Below are 16,182 nucleotides of genomic sequence, written 5' to 3' on the forward strand. Positions count from 1 at the left end.
CCATGGAAGGCATGGCGGGCCAAACGGTTCAATGTGAGATACACCCAACAGCTATCGTGGATCCAAATGCTTCTTTAGGTCGTCATGTTGCAATTGGTCCGTGGTGTTGCGTTGGTCCGCATGTTCGTTTGGGTGACGGTGTGCGGTTGCATGCTTCCGTGATCGTAGATGGGCATACGACCCTTGACGACGGAGTGGAGGTTTATCCCTTTGCAACGATTGGCCTTGCACCGCAGGATTTAAAATATGCCGGGGAACCAACCCGCTGTCATATTGGCGCACGGACTATTTTACGAGAAAGTGTTACTGTCCATCGTGGGACATCCCAAGCGCATGGGGAAACGCGTATTGGGCATGATTGCCTGCTGATGGCTAACGCCCATGTCGCCCATGATTGTGTGTTGGGTGATCATGTCATTATCGTGAATAATGTTGTCATGGGAGGGCACGTCTCTATTGAAGATGGCGCACGCATTATGGGGTCTGCAGCGATCCATCAATTTGTGCGGATTGGCCGCGGTGCTGTCGTTGGAGGGCTTTGTGGGGTAGAGATGGATGTTCTGCCTTATGGAAGTGTCCTCGGTAATCGCGCCCGCCTTGTGGGGCTTAATTGGGTTGGTTTGAAGCGCTCAGGAGTGAGTGCTGAAGAAGTTCAGCTGATGCGTCGCGCCTTTCGTCATCTTTATCCAAGAGCAGGCGTTGAGGGGCGTGTTTTGCGCCAACGTATGGATGATGTGCGGGAGCGATATGGTCATATTGATCGTGTTGCTGAAATGCTTTCTTTTATGGAAGCCCCTTCGCAACGCGGGCTGACACGGGCTGCAAGCCGCACCCTTATGGAACAAATTGACCGTGATGCTGGGTGAGTGCGTCCGTGAAGACGTGTGAAGCGGTCGGCATTATTGCGGGTGGAGGCCCCCTTCCGGCGCAGCTTGCCGAGGCTGTGCAGCGGCAAGGGAGACCAGTCTTTCTTGTTGGCATCGCGGGCTTTGCGAACCCTGATCTTTTATCCCCTTTTCCTCACCGCTTTTGTCGTCTTGCCGCCGCTGGTGAGATTTTAGACGCGTTTCGTGCGCATCATTGCCGCGAGCTTGTGCTGATTGGGCCGATTAAACGGCCTGCATGGCGTGATCTTAAACCTGATGCTGAGGGCGCGCGTATCCTTATGCGGTTAGGGCGTGCTGTTTTTAGCGGCGATGATGGGCTGCTTGCCTCTGTGGTGCGGGTATTAGAAGAAAAAGGATTTGCCGTACGGGGTGCGCATGAGTTTCTTCATGACGAGCTTGGGACGAGAGGAGCGTTAGGCCAGATTGAGCCTGATGAGCAAGCACATCGTGATATAGAACGGGCTGCTCGTGTGTTGCGTGTTATGGCTCCTCTTGATATTGGCCAGGGCTGTGTTGTGCAAAATGGTCTTGTCTTGGCCGTGGAGGCTCTAGAAGGAACCGATGGTATGCTGCAACGATGTCGAGCGTTGAAGCAGGAAGGCGTCGGTGGTATCCTACTAAAGATGCCTAAAACGGGTCAGGAACTTCGTGCTGATATGCCCGCGTTAGGAGCGGAGACAGTACGGCGTGCGGCCGAAGCGGGTCTGCGTGGCATCGCTTTTGCGGCTGGTGGCACGCTCCTTATGAATAAACAAGAATGTGTGAAAGAAGCAGACCGTTTAGGGCTCTTCTTATATGGTTACGCGCCGCGTGTATCATGATCGTTTTGGAAGGATGTAAAAGCGTATGAGTAGTTATCTACATACGATGGTTCGTATTCGTGACATTGACCGCAGCCTTGCTTTTTATCGCCTCTTGGGGATGAAGGAACTGCGTCGCAGTGAGGTGCGTGAAGGCCGTTATACGCTTATTTATATCGGCTTTACCGATAATGCTCACGGTCAAGCAGAAATCGAGTTGACGTATAATTGGGATCAGACCGAAGATTATACGATCGGTAGTGGCTTTGGTCATTTTGCGGTAGGTGTTCCTAATGTTGCTGCAACCGTTGAAGAGATACGGCAAGGCGGCGGGAAGGTCACTCGTGAGGCAGGGCCTTTGAAATTTGGGACGATTATTATCGCCTTTGTTGAAGACCCTGACGGATATAAAATTGAGCTGATTGAAAAGCCTGACGCTTAATGTGGAGATGTTAGGTAGGTAACAGAGCCCAGTCCATTACGGTGCTGGGCTTTTTTATGAACAAGACGCGTTAAACCATAAGGGTGGGTTTATGGGGCAGTCTTGTCAGAAAAGAGGTGGTCGCCTTTAAGCCATTTCTGGGAGTTGTCAGCTGTTTTTAACAGGGCAGCGACGGCATCATCTAAAAAGACTGGGCCAGATTCAAGATTGAGTGCTTGTTCAGCTTTTTTGAGATGATCTTCTAAAACAAAAAGAAAAATCATGTTTTGGTGGGCTGCGTGGGCGTCATCTCCCTGATACCCCTTTTCCTCTTCGCAATATTGGCCCTTTATACAGAGTGCTAAGTCAAAGCTATAATAACCACGACAGACAGGTGGACGGTTTTCATAAATGGAACAAGCACCATCAAAGTGAAAAGGGCAGAAAGCCGCTTCAGTGTCCAAGCGCTCTTCAATGATGCGCAACTTTTCTTCTGAAAGTGTCGTCTGAGCGTGATCTAATGTTACAAAAGCCCACAATGGATTGACTTCGATGCGGTTATGGCAGCACGTGCCGCAGCCTTCCCGACAGGCGAGAGGAGGGGTAGGGCGGATTTCTTGAAGATGGGCATCAACCTGCTCATATTGGCGCAGAATGGCGTGACCAAGCGTAATAATATCGTGAGCCGTGCGAAGCGTAGGAAGCTTTTCGCTCAACCATTGATCCATTGTTGAAATATGGTCGCGCATATACGCAAGCGGCGAAGGGGAATGTGTCACGCGTCTTTCCTCGGTCTGGGGGATGAAAGGACAGCAGCGGTCAAAAACGCTCAATGATAAAGCAGGAGCCTTGCCCCTAGCGGATTAGGGACGGGTACGACAAGGGATGAAGGCGACGCTTTTGCAAAGAAAAATTGTAGTACTCAAGCCGCAATATATCATGAACGTTATTGAAGAAGACTGTATAACGTGGGAACAGGATTGACAGTCTTGTAGAGCAGCCTTACAAGCTCCACACGAATGTAGAAGGGTGTCGTGTAGCACGCCCTGTTCCTATACGCGCTTTTGCGGGCGTGTTTGTTGTTTAGAGGATGAATAATCATGAAGCGCACGTATCAACCTTCCCGCCTGGTTCGTAAGCGTCGCCACGGCTTCCGTACACGTTCTGCAACTGTTGGTGGCCGTCGCGTTCTAGCGAACCGCCGCGCAAAAGGACGTAAGAAACTGTCTGCCTAATCATGAAACAGCCTGACCGCCTTCAGAAGCGGTCGCAGTTTCTATATGTGGCCCGAAAGGGCCGCAAAATTGTGACCCCCGGTTTGATTGCGCAAGTTTTGCCATGTCAGGGGGCGCAAACGGCGTCTGTCGGTTTTACGGTTACGAAGAAAGTCGGTAATTCCGTTATTCGTAATCGGACAAAACGCCGGCTACGGGAAGCTTTGCGTCTTACCGCTCAAGAACATGTTCTTTCAGGAGGGCATCTTGTTTTTATTGGGCGTGCGGCGACGCGGAGTCGACCTTTTGAGAAATTGAAGCAAGATGTCCAAAAAGCTGTTTTGGCATTGAGCGACGCACATAAGTAGCGTTCCTGTGAGGCGAATTTTCTCATTTGTCCTTCTGAGTCTCATCTACTTTTATCGCCTGGCGATTAGTCCGTTGTTAGGGCGTAACTGTCGTTTCCATCCGACCTGTAGCGCGTATGCCTTGGAGTCGATCCAGCGGCATGGGCCTTTTCGAGGGGGATGGTTGACTATATGTCGACTCATGCGCTGTCACCCTTTTCATGAAGGCGGTATTGACCCGCCTCCTTAAAGAAGGACATCGTTTTAGTGGCGGTTTATCGCGCATTATGGCGTTGAGTGATGATGAAAACTTATAGGAAAATTACGTCAGCTATTGTTTTGAGGGCTTTTTTCCGTCACTGAAGAGAGAAATTCGCCCTCCAGTAAGATGAAAGAGCGGCCTTAGCCCGATGGAAAGTAGCAAACGCACTCTTTTGGCCATTGTTGTCTCGGCCATAATTTTGGTTGGTTTCAACTATTTTATGCCGAAACCACCGCACCAAGAATCCTCTCATAGCTCAACGCCTGTGCAAACATCTGCGCCAGCGCCGGTGCCAACTTCTCAAGAAGTAAAGCAGGATGACGCGTCCTTGGCTGATAAGCCAGCCCGTCGTCTGACGATCGCAGGGGCTTACGTAAAGGGCACGCTTAATCTGCGCGGCGCTCGGCTCGATGACCTTGTATTGACGCGTTATCGTGAGACACTGGCTAAAGATAGCCCTCTCGTGCGTCTGTTGGATCGCGCAACGAGCGAGCATCCAAGCTATCTCGTTATTGGTTGGCACAATGCGCCAGGCTATACAACGCGCCTTCCAGATGCGGCAACAGAGTGGCAAACAGAGGCAACAAAGCTTGCTCCCGGCAAGCCTATCACCTTGCATTGGGACAATGGAGCGGGGGTGACCTTCCAGATTCATTTGAGTTTGGATGATCATTACATGTTTGATGTGCAGCAGGAGGTAAGCAACCAGTCTGGCCAACCTGTTTCCGTTTATCCGTTCCAGCGTGTGCAACGTGACTATCTTCCGGCTGATACGGGCTCCTTAACAGCCTATGAAGGGCCAATTGCGGTCATGAATGGGACACTGGCTGACAATGGATATAAGAACCTGCGAAAAGGCAGCGATGCGCCTGAGCATGTATCATGGCAAACGACAGGCCAAGGCGGCTGGGGCGGTATTACAGATAAATATTGGCTAACAGCGATTGGTGCTGATGCAGGGGCCCAAGTCTCAGCACGTTATGCTTATGACCCACAGTTGGGCCGTGGCGGTTCTTATCAGGTTACCTTTGCAAGCCGTGACCCGCAGTTAGTTCAGCAGGGTGCAACACTTGGCTTTGCAAGCCATCTGTTTACCGGTGCGAAAGTTCCAAGTTTGCTTCAGACCTATGGGGAGAAGTTAAAGCTGCCAGATTTTGATAAAGCGATCGACTTTGGCTGGTTTAGCTTTATTACACGCCCCATTCTTTATCTGCTGCATTGGCTTTATGTGCATATCGGCAATTTCGGTCTGGCTCTGATGGCACTGACCTTAATTGTTAAGATTGTCTTCTTCCCGCTCGCCTCTAAAGCGGCGACATCTTCAGCACGGATGCGTTTGGTCGCTCCGAAAGTGACGGAAATACGCGAGAAGTTTAAAAGTGATCCGATGGCAATGAACCAGAAGATCATGGCGCTGTATAAAGAGGAAAAGATTAATCCAGCCGGTGGCTGTTTGCCGATCTTGATCCAGATGCCGATTTTCTTCTGCCTTTATAAAATGCTCAATATCAGCATTGATGAGCGCCATGCGCCCTTCTTTGGATGGATTCGTGATCTATCCGTGCCGGATCCGACAAATCTGCTTAATCTGTTGGGGCTTATTCCCTATGACCCGACCCATCTTGCGTCCTTCCTTCATGTGAGCATCTGGGGAACAGCGTTGGGTGTGACATTCTGGCTCATGCAGCGTCAGAGCATGGTGAGTATGGATCCAGCTCAGGCGCGTATCATGCAGTTTATGCCGCTGGTTTATGTGTTCATCATGTCGGGATTCCCGGCGAGCCTCTTGGTGTATTATACATGGAATAACCTGCTGACCTTTGCGCAGCAGTACTATATTCAAAATCATACCAAGTTGCCGAAACCAGTGAAGCGCTGAGAGGAATGACCAACGTGAAGGAACTCCCCGGAGAGTTAACAGCAGAAGAGTTGGAAGAGGGCCGTCGCCTGTTCGCAGGTGAGTGTGATTTCTTCTACGGTGCGCAATCACTGGAGCAATTGCCGGAGATTGGCCGTGCTGAAATTGCTTTTGCGGGACGTTCCAACGTTGGCAAGTCAAGCATTATTAATGCACTGACGAACCGTCGCTCATTGGCGCGCGCCTCTTCTGAGCCGGGACGCACGAAACAATTGAACTTTTTTGATCTGGCTGGACGTCTTACCTTGGTGGATATGCCCGGCTATGGCTTTGCAAAAGCCGCTAAGGCGGTCAAAGAGGATTGGCAACGCACGATGTTTGCGTATCTACGTGGACGCCCAACGTTAGAGCGTGTCGTGTTGCTGATTGATGGCCGTGTTGGGTTTAAAAAGTCAGACCGTGAGGTGTGTGAGCTCCTCAATAAGGCCGCCGTTGTTTTCCAGATCGTGTTAACGAAATGCGACTATCTCTCTGAAGCTGCGTTGCAAGGTCGCGTTGAAGAGGCGCAGGCCGTCGTGGCTGCCCATGCGGCCGCTTATCCCCATGTTCTTCCGACGAGCAGCACAACAGGGCTTGGAATCCCTGATTTGCGCGCGATGATGGCGCGTTTTGCTGAGCCTGCTTCTCCCCGCCAGTAAGGATCCCTCGAACCATGACAGAGCCTTCTCCCGATTCTCATAAATCCATGTCTGCACCAGAAGAGCTCATAACAGCCGAGGCACTGGGTGAGCAGCAGCAGGCGGCTATTTTGGCGGGAGCACTGCCTTATTTGCGGCAATATGCGGGTGATACCATCGTGGTGAAATATGGTGGCCACGCTATGGTAGAGGATGGCTTGGCAGCGACATTTGGACGTGATGTTGCGCTGCTGAAGCAGGTAGGCATCAATCCCATCATTGTGCATGGCGGCGGCCCGCAGATTAATGCTGTTTTGAAAAAGCTGGCTATCGAATCGCAGTTTATTGATGGGCTGCGTGTGACGGATCAATCCGTTGTCGAGGTGATCGAAATGGTGTTGTCTGGCACCGTTAATAAGCGTGTGGCGGATTTAATTAGCCGTGCTGGTGCTTTAGCTGCTGGGATTTCTGGGCGTGATGGCCGCCTCATTCAAGCACGGAAGCTTCATCATACACGTCGCGTGGGAGAGCGCGCAGAAGACGTTGATCTTGGCTATGTAGGCACACCGGAGACGGTTGATCCGCGTGTGTTGTATGCGCTGCTCGGGGCTGGGCTTATTCCGGTTGTGGCTCCTGTTGGTGCAGGGCCGAACGGGGAAACATATAATATTAACGCTGATACAGCAGCCGGGGCTGTCGCAGGTGCGGTTAAGGCATCACGTTTGCTAATGCTGACGGATGTGCCCGGCGTGTTGGACGAAAACGGTAAACGCATCGAAGAACTCAGCGCAGATGATGCGAAGCGCCTCATCCGGGAAGGGCATATCACGGGGGGAATGATCCCTAAAGTTGAGACGTGCCTGAAAGCTGTACAAGCAGGCGCAAAAGCGGCGGTTATTTTGGATGGTCGTGTGCCTCACACCTGCTTGCTGGAGCTCTTTACACGGGCAGGGCCGGGGACATTGATCAAAGCCTCCTAAGAAGGGGATAAGAGGGGGGGGAGAGTGGGTGTCCATGTTGACTTCCACCTCAACTCCGCGCATGGTTCGGTCTGCTATTTTCATCTAAAGAAGTTGGATTATTTTCATGCAGCATGATGCTCTTCGCGCCAGCATTGACGCCCTTTGGGAAGACCGTGATAGCCTTAGTTCCAAGACAGAGGGCAGCGCTCGCGAAACGATTGAAGCCGCTCTTGCCGGACTGGATAACGGCACGTTCCGCGTTGCAGAAAATACGTCAGAAGGTCGTGTGGTTCATGAATGGCTGAAAAAAGCTGTTCTGATGTCCTTCCGTCTTTATGACTCAGAGCCAATGGCCAATGCCTGCGGTGGGGCCCCGGGGTTTGATAAAGTTCCGTTGAAATTTGCCGATTGGGGCAAAGAAGACTTTGCTAAGGCGGGCTTCCGTGCTGTTCCTGGGGCGGTAGTGCGTCGTTCCGCCCATATCGCACCGGGTGTGGTGCTGATGCCAAGCTTTGTTAATCTTGGTGCCCGCGTTGAAAGCGGCACAATGGTGGACACATGGGCAACCGTTGGTTCCTGTGCTCAGATTGGTAAGAACTGCCATATTAGCGGTGGTGCTGGTATTGGTGGCGTTCTGGAGCCTCTTCAGGCAGCTCCTGTCATCATTGAAGATGATTGTTTTATTGGTGCGCGTTCTGAAGTGGCAGAAGGTGTGATAGTGGAGCGTGGCTCTGTGCTCTCCATGGGGGTTTTCCTTGGGGCATCCACGAAGATTATTGACCGTGCAACCGGTGACATCCATATGGGCCGTGTGCCGGCTTATTCTGTGGTTGTGCCGGGCACCTTGCCACCAAAGACCCCCGGCGGCCCAGCTCTGGCTTGTGCTGTGATCGTGAAGCGTGTGGATGAGCGGACACGTTCTAAAACATCGATCAACGATCTGTTGCGCGACTAAGATCATGAACGAGACTTCTTTCCCGACCGACCCATTACAGTTTTTACAAACGCTTCTACGTTGCCGTTCGGTAACCCCCGCAGATGATGGGGCGCTTGGCGTTATGAGTGACGCGTTGGCGGGAATGGGGTTTGAGGTGCATCGTCTGGACTTCGGGCCAGAAGAGGCACCAACGCCTAATCTCTATGCTCAACTGGGGCAAGGGCGTCCGTCTCTGTGCCTAGCGGGGCATACAGATGTCGTGCCACCGGGTGAAGGATGGTCGGATGATCCCTTTGCTGGTGTGGTGCGTGATGGGCAGATCTACGGGCGCGGTACAGCCGATATGAAGGGAGGTATTGCCTGCTTCGTTGCGGCTGTGGCGCGTCATCTTCAGAAAAATCCGCTCAAAGGCACGCTATCGTTCCTGATTACAGGGGACGAAGAGGGGCCCGCCCATTTTGGCACAAAACCTGTGCTTCAATGGATGAAAGAGCAGGATAAAATCCCAGATTTCTTCCTGTTGGGAGAGCCAACCAACCCCTCTGCATTAGGGGATGTGGTTAAAATTGGCCGGCGTGGCAGTCTTAATGCTGTGATTACGGTTCCGGGTGTGCAAGGACACGTGGCTTATCCGCATTTGGCCGATAATCCTGTGCATCATCTCATCTCGGCTCTTCATGAGCTGACGGCCCGTTGTCTTGATAAAGGAAGCGAGTGGTTTGCGCCGTCATCGCTTCAGGTTGTCAGTATTGATGTGGGCAACAAAGCGACGAATGTCATCCCCGGTGAGGCACAAGCGCGCCTAAATATTCGCTTTAATGACTGTCATAGCGGTGAGAGTTTGGCTTCTTGGATAAAAGAGGTTGTTGCACGCTGGGCACCGAAAGCGTCCGTGTCAATTGCTGTGAGCGGGGAATCGTTCTTGACGGAGCCGGGGCAAGCCGTCCAACAGCTCAGTGCTTCGGTAAAGGACGTGACGGGACGTGAACCGAAGCTTGATACAGGCGGTGGAACATCGGATGCACGTTTTATGACGCATTATGCACCGGTTGCAGAGTTCGGCCTTGTTGGGGCCACGATGCATAAATGTGATGAACATGTCGGTGTGCAATCGCTTGAAGAGCTCACGCAAATTTACCAGCATTTCATGGAACGCTTTGGCGTTTAAGGGGCAGAGGAAAACCCGTTATGAGGGATCAAACGGGTTTTCAGGATAGCCGACATCCATCAAACATAATCCATCAGCTGGGGCCGTTGGGCCTGCTTTGCAACGGTCTTTTGCCTCAAGAGCGTGTTTGACGCGTTCGGCTGGCCATTGACCGCTACCAACAAGAGCCAATGTACCAACCATATTGCGAACTTGATGGTGCAAAAAAGATCGTGCTTGCGTGTGGATCAGAACCTTATCGTCCTGACGTGTAATGCTAAGCTCGTCCAACGTGCGTAGGGCGTCTCGTGCTTGACATGCTGCTGCCCGGAAGGAAGAGAAATCATGCCGACCGATCAAATAGTTCGCGGCTTGCTGCATGGCATCCAGATCAAGAGACTGGCGAATATGCCAAACCGTTCCATCTAAGAGCGCTGGCCGTGCAGGGCGATTGAGAATGGTGTAGCAATAGCGCCGCCATGTGGCTGAGAAACGCGCATTCCAGTGAGGTGGGACGAGTGCTGCTTCCAAAATAGCAATCGGGTGGGGTTTTAGGTGATAATTGATTCCATCCCGCACGGCTTTGGCGGTGATATTGGCTTCTGCGGGGAAGTCCAGATGTGCGACGAGGCCGGCAGCATGAACCCCTGAATCGGTTCGTCCCGCCGTAATGCTGCTCACAGGACGGTTTGCAGCGACGCGGTAGGCGGCTTCTTCAATCAGTTGTTGAACAGAAAGACCGCTCTTTTGGCGCTGCCAGCCGACATAATTGCGGCCATCAAATTCAACACGAATGGCCCAACGGCGCACATGGGGCGGCGCGCTATCATCAATCAAGGCGATCCCCCGTCGAAAGACTGTTGCCACGGAGGAAAGCGGCACTATCCATCATGGCACGGCCCGGCTTTTGCAAGCGATCAATCCGTACAACGCCACGCCCGCAGGCGACATGCAGTTCATGATTGATCAAGGTTCCCGCCGGAGCGGAAGCAGGCGTCTCTAATGGTGTAACGGCCCCAATGCGGAGGACTTGGCCCTTATAATGGGTGAAGCTGCCAGGCCAAGGGGTAAAGGCACGGATCTGCTGGTCGATCTCACGGGCAGAGCGAGACCAGTCGATACGTCCATCTGTGCGGTTTAGACGTGGGGCGTAACAGCTTTGGCTATCATCTTGCGCGATGGCTGTCGGAGATTCTGCGAGGGCTTTGACGACCAGTTGTGCGCCAAGCTCTGACAGGCGATCATGCAATGAGCCTGCTGTATCGTCTGGCGCAATGGGCGTGCGGCCTTCAAGCAGCACCGCACCTGTATCGAGCCCTTCATCCATCTGCATAATGCACACACCGCTTTCGCGATCGCCTGCACGGATGGCTGATTGAATGGGGGAGGCACCACGCCAGCGGGGCAGAAGGCTTGCATGAATGTTCAAACACCCTTTGCGGGGGGCGTTGAGAATGGCCGGAGGAAGGATCAAACCATAAGCGGCGACGATTGCAGCATCTGCGTTAAGGGCGGCAAACGCTTCATGCTCTTCGTGATTATTCCGAAGACGAGCAGGAGTGCGCACCGATAAGCCGAGCGCATCGGCTGCTTCATGCACGGGTTGGCGACGCAGGCTTTTCCCGCGGCCCGCTGGGCGAGGAGGCTGGGTGTACACGGCCACAATATCGTGGCCGGCATCACGAAGAGCATGCAGAGCTGGCACAGAAAAATCTGGCGAGCCCATAAAAATGAGCCGCATAAGGCGCGTTATCTCCGCTTTTGTTCTTTGGCCAAGCGACGCAAGATCATATTGCGTTTGAGTTTGGAGAGATAATCAACAAAAAGAACGCCATCAAGATGGTCAATCTCATGTTGAATGCAGGTGGCGAGTAGCCCATCCACTTCTTGCTCAATCACCTCACCAGCAAGTGTGCGGTAGCGCACTTTGACAGCATCGGGGCGGACAACCTCGGCATATTGATTGGGAAGAGACAAGCAGCCTTCTTCGCGTGCAGCGAGGTCTTCGCTCTCATCAATGATTTCCGGGTTAATGAGCACCATAGGAGCGCGTTCTTCGTCTTCGCGTGCAACGTCAACGAGCACGAAGCGCTGACTGATCCCAACTTGGGGAGCGGCAAGACCGATGCCCGGGGCTTTGTACATGGCTGAGAACATGCCTGGGAGTGCATCGCGCACAGCGCGCACGTCATCAGGGGTGACCTCGCGTGCTTGTTGCCTCAAGACAGGCGCAGGGGCGACGAGGATGGACGTTGGGGCCACATCCTCAATCGTTTTGAGAAAATCCAGATCATTCATAAGGGAGATTTTAGCGAGGCAGAGCGATGAATGCCAGTCTTTCAACAACGTGCTTCTGTTGTTTGCTTGAAAAGTCGTTACAAAACCACATATGCTTATCAGCAAGGGAATGCCCATGTTGGGGTTCTCTCATGTTGGTCTCGCTCCTTGAGGAGGCGTATTATTTGTGTCTAGTCGTTTATTTACATCCCCCATGTTTCTTGGCTTCGACCATCTGGAACAAATGCTTGAACGTGCGTCAAAATCAACCTCAGATGGGTATCCACCCTATAATATTGAACAGCTCAGCCATACGGCGCTGCGCATTACGCTCGCGGTTGCAGGCTTTGTGATGGATGATTTGCAGATTACTCAAGAAGATAATCAGCTCGTCATTCGTGGCCGACAAGCGGATGATAGTCAGGGACGTGTGTTCCTCCATCGTGGTATTGCAGCACGTCAATTCCACAAGGCCTTTGTCTTAGCTGAAGGGATTGAGGTTGCTGGAGCATGGCTTGATAATGGCTTGCTTCATATTGACCTTTTGCGTCCGGAGCCGGAAGTGCGTGTTCGGCATATCGCTATTGCGCAAGGTAAACAGGGGAAAGAGCCTCCCGCTCCCTCTTCTGCTGAACCGAGTGAGCGTACGCGTTCTGTGCGAGAGCTAGGGCTTCCTACGGAATATGCTGGAGGGTTTGATATTGAGCGATGAGAAAGAAACACCCACTGTTTCATTAGAGGTTTTATTGGCCCGTACGCGGGCCATGACCGGGCAGGAATTGCGTACATTAGGCATGTCCGAAGTCGCTTATTGCCGTTCTGTCATACAGGACGGCGCTCTTCGGGTGGCTATTCATGCTGCTGATGGAACACCTATGGCGATCATGGAAGACGAAGCAAGCGCTCTCCAAGCCATGGTTGATAATGAGCTAACCCCTGCGCTTTTGCATTAGGAAGCGCAGGGGGAGTGTCTATAAAAGCTGTGTGATTTATTTAAGGCTGAAGGCTTCGCCAAGATAAACGCGGCGTACATCTTCGTTAGCGACGATGGCCTCGGGCGTGCCTTCCATAAGGACTTTTCCACTATGGAGGATATAGGCACGGTCAATAATCTCAAGTGTTTCGCGCACATTATGATCGGTGATCAGCACACCGATCCCGCGATCTTTGAGGTGAGAGACGAGGTCTCGAATCTCGCTCACAGCAATGGGGTCAATCCCAGCCAGAGGCTCATCGAGTAGAATATAATTGGGTTGGCTCGCAAGCGCGCGAGCAATCTCAAGGCGTCGTCGTTCCCCACCGGAGAGAGCAAGGGCCGGGGAGCGACGCAAACGCGTAATCCCGAATTCAGCGAGAAGCCCATCAAGCATTTCTTGGCGTTTGTCACGATCGGATTCGATAACTTCCAGCGCGACCATGATATTTTGCTCAACGGTCAATCCACGGAAGATACTTGCTTCCTGTGGGAGGTAGCCAACCCCTAAGCGGGCGCGCTGATACATAGGGAGCGGTGTGATATCAGACCCTTCAAGGGTGATACTGCCTGTATCAGCCGGAACAAGGCCGACAATCATGTAGAAGCTCGTGGTTTTCCCCGCGCCATTAGGGCCGAGCAGACCAACAGCCTCGCCACGTTGCACATGGAGCGAGACATTCTGCACGACGGCTCGCTTTTTATAGCTCTTGCCGATTCCACGAGCAGCGAGCCCTTTATTGATATAAGACGGGAGGTCAGTATCCATTATTGATTGGCCTCATTGGGAACAACAAGCCCCTGAATAGGGGAATCCGTGCCGGGAAGCATGTGGGAAATGCCGGTCTTCATATCCACAATTGCTTGTGACCCATTATTTTGGTTTTGCCCTTGTGTCACATGAACATGGCCAATGAGACGCGCGAGCTGAGGGCCAAAGAGATAGACGCCACGATCCCCCGTAGCGACTTGGTTATGGGTGCGGATCACGACGTGGCCCCACCCATAAGCACGGTCAAGGCTTGAATTGGATGGTGCTTGCCCAGAACGTGCGGCATCAGCAGCATTTTGGGCTTTCTGCTGGTTAGAAAGCCCAATAGCTTCCAGCACATCAGCAATAATACGATGGCCATCTGTGGTGGTGACTGTTGCCTCTCCACGCCCGATGGAGACATGCGTATTGGGGTAATATTCAACCAAGTCACGGGCCGTCATGGTTTGGCGTGGCGTGGTGAACTTCATGTTTTTACCGGTCATGATCATGACGGCTTTATCAACATCATAAAGCCCGTGATCGCCCCAGCCTTGGTCGCGTAGATTGTACACATGCACATGTCCACGGGCCTCTACGCGGTAAAGCTCCATAGAAGAATCACCAGAAGCGTTTTCTTTTTTAGGAGCAGCAGGGTTAGCGGCTTTATGGCGCAGGTAACCGATCAGCACATCGCCATCGACGGTAATATCGCCACGTTGTGCTCGCGCCCCTCCTGTCAGGGTAACGGTTTGCTGATTCCGGTCGTAAATTTCTTCTTTTTTCCAGTAGAGATGAACCACCTGACCATGAGAGCGGTCAGACGCTTTAGGCTCAACAGAGGTTGACGCTGCGAATGCGGAGGAACAAAGCGCCGTAAACGCCGTGCAGGAGGCCAGAAAGAGAGAAAAAGAAGAACGCATCATGCCTCCTTTATGGCCTTTTATTCGTCGAAACAGAAGGGGGGTGAGGTGTTAAATCATTAAAACGGTTAGTTAAGCCCGGCCCCATAAATTGAACAATGTTTTCTTCTTGGTCAAGAAACGCACTTTGAGCGTCTTGGGTTCCAAAAGGCCCTTCGGCATGCACCCAGTCATGGGTTGCGATGACTTGTTGTTTCATATCCATGTCAGCCGACGGGGTATTTAAAAGCGTGCCATCATTACGGTACATGACCACGTGCCCATCAAGGTTGAGGGTTTGTTCATGCTGTAGGTAAACGCCGCGATCGGCACGGATATGCATCCACTCCCCACGAGGGAGCATGATATCCGCTTCAGGGCGATTAAGGTCAATATGATTGTCACCAAGTTGGCGAGCGGTCTGTGCTGTCAGCGTATAAGGATGATTATGCGAATCAATATCGCGATATACAGCATGCTCCATGGCGCCACTATCAATATGGAGCTGGCGCATCTCACGGAGAATGGCGCGGTCTTGATGAACAAGGTGGTTAAGCTCTGGCCAAATGGCGATAGAGGCCAGCAGAACCCCAGCGAGCGACGGTAATGCCCATTTCGCCAGAGTGAGGCGCGAGCGACGGCGTGCCATAGCCTCAGCTGTTGGGGGGCGGCGCACACGCTGGAACGCGGCTTTGCGGAGAGCGTCCAGTTTACGGAGGGGCTCGCTCCCCTGCTTATGAGTGAAATCCTCACGGTGTGGAGAGGGTTTGTCCGTCATAGAACACCTGCTTGCAAAAAGTCATGCAGATGTAAAATACCAAGCGGCCGCTGCTGGTCATCAAGGACGAAGAGGCTACTAACGGGCACAGCGCGGTCGTGCATTTGATGGAGCGCATCTTGCATTAACGTCCCGGGGCTGGTCGTTAATGGGTTTGGATTCATGATGTCGGCTGCCGTGGTACGGTCAAGATCACGCTTCAAAGCACGACGTAAGTCGCCATCCGCGATGAGGCCGCAAAGCCGCCTTTCATGATCCACAACTCCTATGCAACCAAATGCTTTGCGCGTCATTTCAATAATGACTGAACGCAGCGGCAAAGTGGGGGGGCCAAGGGGCATAGACGAGCCCGTATGCATCAATTCACGCACGGGGCGTAAACGCGCTCCGATTTGTCCTGCGGGATGGAGGCGACTGAAATCTTGTGACGTAAAGTGCCGTTTTTCCATGAGAGCGATGGCGAGAGCATCGCCAAGGGCGAGTTGTAGAAGCGATGATGTCGTTGGGGCGAGATTAAGAGGGCATGCTTCTTGGGCAGGAGGTAAGAGCAGGCAGACTGTAGAGGAGCGTCCTAAAGAGGATTTCGCTGAGGATGTTATCCCAATCAGAGGAAGAGCATTATGAGCGGCAAAAGCGAGGAGAGGGGCGAGTTCAACACTTTCCCCAGAGCTAGAGAGAGCTAAGACAATATCGCCAGGCTGAATAATGCCTAGGTCACCATGTGCAGCTTCAGCAGGGTGGAGGAAAAGGGCAGGAGTGCCTGTAGAGGCTAATGTCGCTTGGATCTTACGTCCAATATGTCCTGATTTCCCGATACCAGTAATGATAAGGCGGCCAGGAGCGGACAGAATCTGTGCAATAGCCTGCTCAAGCGCAACACCTAAAGGCCCATTAAGCGCCTGTTCAAGGCGTTCTAGCCCTTCACGTTCTACGGTGAGGGCTTTACGGGCTGCTGTGAGGGGTTGAGCAGTCATAACACAACCACAATC

At 52.6% G+C, this 16,182-nt stretch carries 21 protein-coding genes; 13 read left to right on the plus strand and 8 right to left on the minus strand.

Translation table 11 applies throughout. The features are described from left to right. Positions 1–2 precede the first annotated feature (2 nt). Genes lpxA through gloA form a run of 3 tightly spaced genes read left to right on the plus strand, consistent with a single transcriptional unit; the run spans position 3 to position 2,129 of the window. Positions 3–866 carry an acyl-ACP--UDP-N-acetylglucosamine O-acyltransferase gene (gene lpxA / locus GS535_RS06175; RefSeq protein WP_370518126.1) on the plus strand — a complete coding sequence of 288 codons (864 nt, stop codon included), beginning with the start codon at positions 3–5 and terminating at the stop codon, positions 864–866. Positions 867–874: 8 nt separating this feature from the next. Next, positions 875–1,708 (plus strand): UDP-2,3-diacylglucosamine diphosphatase LpxI domain-containing protein, encoded by an 834-nt coding sequence (locus tag GS535_RS06180; protein WP_160791254.1) that lies wholly within the window; start codon positions 875–877, stop codon positions 1,706–1,708. A 25-nt stretch (positions 1,709–1,733) separates the two neighbouring features. Beyond that, the gene (gene gloA, locus GS535_RS06185; protein ID WP_026294048.1) at positions 1,734–2,129 is read left to right on the plus strand and encodes a lactoylglutathione lyase; all 396 of its coding nucleotides are present in this window, start codon (positions 1,734–1,736) and stop codon (positions 2,127–2,129) included. Between the two features lie 89 nt (positions 2,130–2,218). On the opposite strand, the gene GS535_RS06190 is transcribed toward gloA, so the two are convergent. After that, entirely contained in the window at positions 2,219–2,887 is a 669-nt protein-coding gene (locus GS535_RS06190) for a YkgJ family cysteine cluster protein (protein WP_160791255.1), read from the minus strand. A gap of 321 nt (positions 2,888–3,208) precedes the next feature. Here GS535_RS06190 and rpmH point away from each other — a divergent pair, with 321 nt between their 5' ends. From rpmH to dapE, 8 genes are all read left to right on the plus strand, one after another. After that, positions 3,209–3,343, plus strand: coding sequence for a 50S ribosomal protein L34 (gene rpmH, locus GS535_RS06195; protein ID WP_018979184.1), 135 nt, complete (start codon positions 3,209–3,211; stop codon positions 3,341–3,343). Then, positions 3,343–3,690 (plus strand): ribonuclease P protein component, encoded by a 348-nt coding sequence (gene rnpA / locus GS535_RS06200; protein WP_370518136.1) that lies wholly within the window; start codon positions 3,343–3,345, stop codon positions 3,688–3,690. The genes rpmH and rnpA overlap by 1 nt, the downstream gene beginning before the upstream one ends. Before the next feature lie 7 nt (positions 3,691–3,697). Beyond that, positions 3,698–3,919: a membrane protein insertion efficiency factor YidD gene (gene yidD / locus GS535_RS06205; RefSeq protein WP_370518127.1), complete on the plus strand. Its 222-nt coding sequence runs from the start codon at positions 3,698–3,700 to the stop codon at positions 3,917–3,919. Between the two features lie 160 nt (positions 3,920–4,079). After that, positions 4,080–5,810: a membrane protein insertase YidC gene (gene yidC, locus GS535_RS06210; RefSeq protein ID WP_160791257.1), complete on the plus strand. Its 1,731-nt coding sequence runs from the start codon at positions 4,080–4,082 to the stop codon at positions 5,808–5,810. 5 nt (positions 5,811–5,815) lie between these two features. Next, entirely contained in the window at positions 5,816–6,487 is a 672-nt protein-coding gene (gene yihA, locus GS535_RS06215) for a ribosome biogenesis GTP-binding protein YihA/YsxC (RefSeq protein ID WP_160791258.1), read from the plus strand. 14 nt (positions 6,488–6,501) lie between these two features. Then, positions 6,502–7,446: an acetylglutamate kinase gene (argB, locus tag GS535_RS06220; RefSeq protein ID WP_370518128.1), complete on the plus strand. Its 945-nt coding sequence runs from the start codon at positions 6,502–6,504 to the stop codon at positions 7,444–7,446. 106 nt (positions 7,447–7,552) lie between these two features. Further along, positions 7,553–8,383 carry a 2,3,4,5-tetrahydropyridine-2,6-dicarboxylate N-succinyltransferase gene (gene dapD / locus GS535_RS06225; RefSeq protein ID WP_160791259.1) on the plus strand — a complete coding sequence of 277 codons (831 nt, stop codon included), beginning with the start codon at positions 7,553–7,555 and terminating at the stop codon, positions 8,381–8,383. 4 nt (positions 8,384–8,387) lie between these two features. Continuing rightward, positions 8,388–9,533 (plus strand): succinyl-diaminopimelate desuccinylase, encoded by a 1,146-nt coding sequence (gene dapE, locus GS535_RS06230; protein WP_160791260.1) that lies wholly within the window; start codon positions 8,388–8,390, stop codon positions 9,531–9,533. Positions 9,534–9,551: 18 nt separating this feature from the next. On the opposite strand, the gene truA is transcribed toward dapE, so the two are convergent. The 3 genes from truA to def are packed head-to-tail and all read right to left on the minus strand — an operon-like array spanning position 9,552 to position 11,810. Continuing rightward, positions 9,552–10,349, minus strand: coding sequence for a tRNA pseudouridine(38-40) synthase TruA (gene truA, locus GS535_RS06235; RefSeq protein ID WP_160791261.1), 798 nt, complete (start codon positions 10,347–10,349; stop codon positions 9,552–9,554). Then, positions 10,342–11,253 carry a methionyl-tRNA formyltransferase gene (gene fmt / locus GS535_RS06240; protein WP_160791262.1) on the minus strand — a complete coding sequence of 304 codons (912 nt, stop codon included), beginning with the start codon at positions 11,251–11,253 and terminating at the stop codon, positions 10,342–10,344. Before fmt ends, truA begins: the two co-directional genes overlap by 8 nt. A gap of 8 nt (positions 11,254–11,261) precedes the next feature. Next, positions 11,262–11,810 carry a peptide deformylase gene (def, locus tag GS535_RS06245; protein WP_160791442.1) on the minus strand — a complete coding sequence of 183 codons (549 nt, stop codon included), beginning with the start codon at positions 11,808–11,810 and terminating at the stop codon, positions 11,262–11,264. A gap of 166 nt (positions 11,811–11,976) precedes the next feature. Between def and GS535_RS06250 the strand changes: the two genes are divergently transcribed. Together GS535_RS06250 and GS535_RS06255 are read left to right on the plus strand one after the other, a co-directional pair. Continuing rightward, entirely contained in the window at positions 11,977–12,501 is a 525-nt protein-coding gene (locus GS535_RS06250; RefSeq protein ID WP_160791263.1) for an Hsp20 family protein, read from the plus strand. Beyond that, entirely contained in the window at positions 12,491–12,742 is a 252-nt protein-coding gene (locus GS535_RS06255) for a DUF1150 family protein (protein ID WP_237442211.1), read from the plus strand. The genes GS535_RS06250 and GS535_RS06255 overlap by 11 nt, the downstream gene beginning before the upstream one ends. A 36-nt stretch (positions 12,743–12,778) precedes the next feature. Here the strand turns inward: GS535_RS06255 and lptB are convergent, their stop codons facing one another. Genes lptB through GS535_RS06275 form a run of 4 tightly spaced genes read right to left on the minus strand, consistent with a single transcriptional unit; the run spans position 12,779 to position 16,167 of the window. Then, positions 12,779–13,531, minus strand: a complete 753-nt coding sequence (gene lptB / locus GS535_RS06260; RefSeq protein ID WP_160791265.1) for an LPS export ABC transporter ATP-binding protein — start codon at positions 13,529–13,531, stop codon at positions 12,779–12,781. Beyond that, a complete protein-coding gene (locus GS535_RS06265; RefSeq protein ID WP_160791443.1) occupies positions 13,531–14,436 on the minus strand; it encodes an LptA/OstA family protein in 906 nt (301 codons plus the stop codon). Before GS535_RS06265 ends, lptB begins: the two co-directional genes overlap by 1 nt. Before the next feature lie 10 nt (positions 14,437–14,446). After that, positions 14,447–15,193 (minus strand): LPS export ABC transporter periplasmic protein LptC, encoded by a 747-nt coding sequence (gene lptC / locus GS535_RS06270; protein WP_160791266.1) that lies wholly within the window; start codon positions 15,191–15,193, stop codon positions 14,447–14,449. Continuing rightward, on the minus strand, positions 15,190–16,167 hold the full coding sequence (locus GS535_RS06275) for an SIS domain-containing protein (RefSeq protein WP_160791267.1): 978 nt from the start codon (positions 16,165–16,167) through the stop codon (positions 15,190–15,192). The genes lptC and GS535_RS06275 overlap by 4 nt, the downstream gene beginning before the upstream one ends. Positions 16,168–16,182: the final 15 nt, after the last annotated feature.

This window comes from Saccharibacter sp. EH611, from assembly GCF_009834765.1.
Classification (GTDB): domain Bacteria; phylum Pseudomonadota; class Alphaproteobacteria; order Acetobacterales; family Acetobacteraceae; genus Saccharibacter.